General features: G+C 77.5%; 2 protein-coding genes. Both read right to left on the reverse strand.

From position 1 onward, the window contains the following. Positions 1 to 504, reverse strand: a 504-nt coding sequence (locus N866_RS15405; RefSeq protein ID WP_052023131.1) for a copper resistance CopC family protein, incomplete at its 3' end; no start/stop codon positions are given. A gap of 100 nt (positions 505 to 604) precedes the next feature. After that, positions 605 to 2,365, reverse strand: a 1,761-nt coding sequence (locus N866_RS15410; RefSeq protein ID WP_342668439.1) for a metallophosphoesterase, incomplete at its 5' end; no start/stop codon positions are given.

Raw genomic sequence — 2,365 nt, forward strand, 5'->3', positions numbered from 1 at the left:
GTCGGCGGCGTCGACGTCGTCGGCCCCGTCCGCCGGGCGGCCGGCGTCCACGCTCGCCTCGTCCGGGCCGGCCGCAGCCGGCGTCGTCGCCGGCTCCGCCGCGCCCACCGTCACCTCGAAGGCGAGGGTGCCCTCGACGGGGTGCCCGTCACCGGAGACGGACCGCCACTGCACCGTGTAGGAGCCCGCGGGCAGCCCGGGCTCCAGCGCCTGCGTGACCGTGCGCCCGGCCACCACGGGCACCCCGTCCGCCCGGTCCGTCCCGGACGCGTCGCTCACGACGACGGCCGCACCCACGGGGAGCTGGTCGGCGGTGAAGGTCAGCACGACCTGCGCCGGTGCCTGCTCGAGGCTCGCACCGTCGGCCGGGTCGCTGCCGGCCAGCGCGTCGTGCGCGGCCGCCGGGCGGGCCGCCACGAGGCCCGCGAGGAGCAGGACGAGGGCCGCGAGCCCCACGACGACGGTCCTCGTCCGGGCCGGCGCGGGGAGGGGGTGGTCGGGCACGGAAGTCCTCTCGCGGGCAGGGGGGCGGGGGCGGTGGACCAGGGGTCCGAAGAGCGGCCCCTACGGTAGCCACCGATCCTGGGAGCCGTCGGCAGCGTCCTCAGCGCGGCGCGCGCGGGTCCGCCGGCTCCGCCGCCGGGGGCAGCGGCCCGGGCCACCGCAGCGCGAAGCCGACCGTGACCTCGCCGTCCGGCAGGACGCGCACGAGACGGTGGTCGAGCACCTCCCCCGTCTCGCGGGAGAACCGCAGGACCGTGAGCTCGGCGACGCCGTTGAGGGGCCCCACCGTCGGCTGCCCGGAGACCGCACCGGCGCTGCTGCTGCTGACGTACCGCACACCGCCGACCGCCCGCTCGGGACCGACCCGGCGGTGGTAGTGGCCCGACACCTGCGCGGGGGCGCAGCCGCGTTGCAGTGCGGGCCGGCCCATCCGCGGGTCGTGGACGAGCAGCAGGTCGATGCCTCCGTCCGAGCAGGCGACGTCGGCCAGGCGGTCCGCGGCGTCACCGATGGTCTCCTCGCCCGACTGCCGGGTCCCGACCCCGACCCGTGTGGTGCGCACGTCCGCGTCGCCGAGGATGCGCAGGCCCGCCACGTCGACCGGCTGACCGTCCAGGACGACCCAGCCGAGCGACCGCTCGTGCGCCGCGATCTCCGCGCTGTCGTGGTTGCCGTCCGCCACGACCGTCGTGACGCCGCCGGGGAGCGCCTGCTCGAACGCGGTCACGCAGTAGGTCTCCACGGTGGTGCCGTTCATGGTGGTGTCCCCGGCGTTGAGCACGACCTCCGCACCGGACTCCTCGACGACCGCGCGGATGACGCGGGCCATGCCCACGTTGCAGTGCAGGTCCGCGACGACCACCGCCGACACCGTCTCGTCCTCGGCGGGGCCAGGGTCCACGCCGGCCCCCTCCCGGACCTCGCGCAGCCGGGCGTCGACCTCGCGCTGCCGCTCCCACCCCGCGCGGACGCCCGCGGCAGCGCGGTCGTAGAACTCCTCGTTGCGCCGGTACGCCGCCACGACCTGGCTCCCGTAGGTGTCGACGACGCCGGCGAGGCGACCGGTGATCACGGCCCCCTCCAGCGGCGTCCCGTCGAACACCGCCGACGGCGGGCCCGGGCTCGGCCGCGCGGGCAGCACCGTCCCGGCCGCCGTCGTCGTGAGCGTGAGGAGGACGGGCAGCACGGCACCCGCGACGAGCAGCGGGCGGTGGTCGCGGGCCGCTGTGGCGAGCTCGGCGCGCCGGCCGGGGCCCAGCGCGGCACGCACCGCCAGGACGACGACGCCGAGGACGAGCGCCGCCGCGACCGCCCGCCGGACGGCGTCGGCGACGAGGGCGCGGCCGACGGTCTGGAGGGTGCCCTCGGGTGCGCTGAAGAGCTGGACGTACCGGTCCAGGTCCTCTTCCAGCTGCTCCAGGGTCGAGGCGGTCCGCAGCTCGGTGAGGCGGCTGGGGATCTCCTGGACCGTGACCCGCGCGCCCAGGGTGAGCGGAGCGGGCGAGTCGACCACGAGCGTGCCGAGCGGGCCGAGGTCGACGGTCACCCGGTGGTCCAGCGTCACCTCGTAGCGCGCCGCGTGCGGGCCCAGGTTGGCCTCGGCCGAGGCGGTCACGAGACCGAAGGTCCCGGACACGAGCAGCACGGCCGCCACGAGGAGGGCGCGGCCTCGCAGGCGGCGCCAGCGGACCGGACGCCGGGCCGTGTCGACGAGGCGGCCCCATGCGGCGCCGAGACCCCGACCGGTACGCCGGGCGGGCAGCACGTCCGGCGCGGCCGCCTCGCCGGCCGGCGACGGCGACGCGCCGGCCCCTCGTGTCCTCGTGGTCATCTCAGGACCAGCGTCCCTCATCGGCGGGTG

It is taken from the genome of Actinotalea ferrariae CF5-4 (assembly GCF_000603945.1).
GTDB lineage: Bacteria > Actinomycetota > Actinomycetes > Actinomycetales > Cellulomonadaceae > Actinotalea > Actinotalea ferrariae.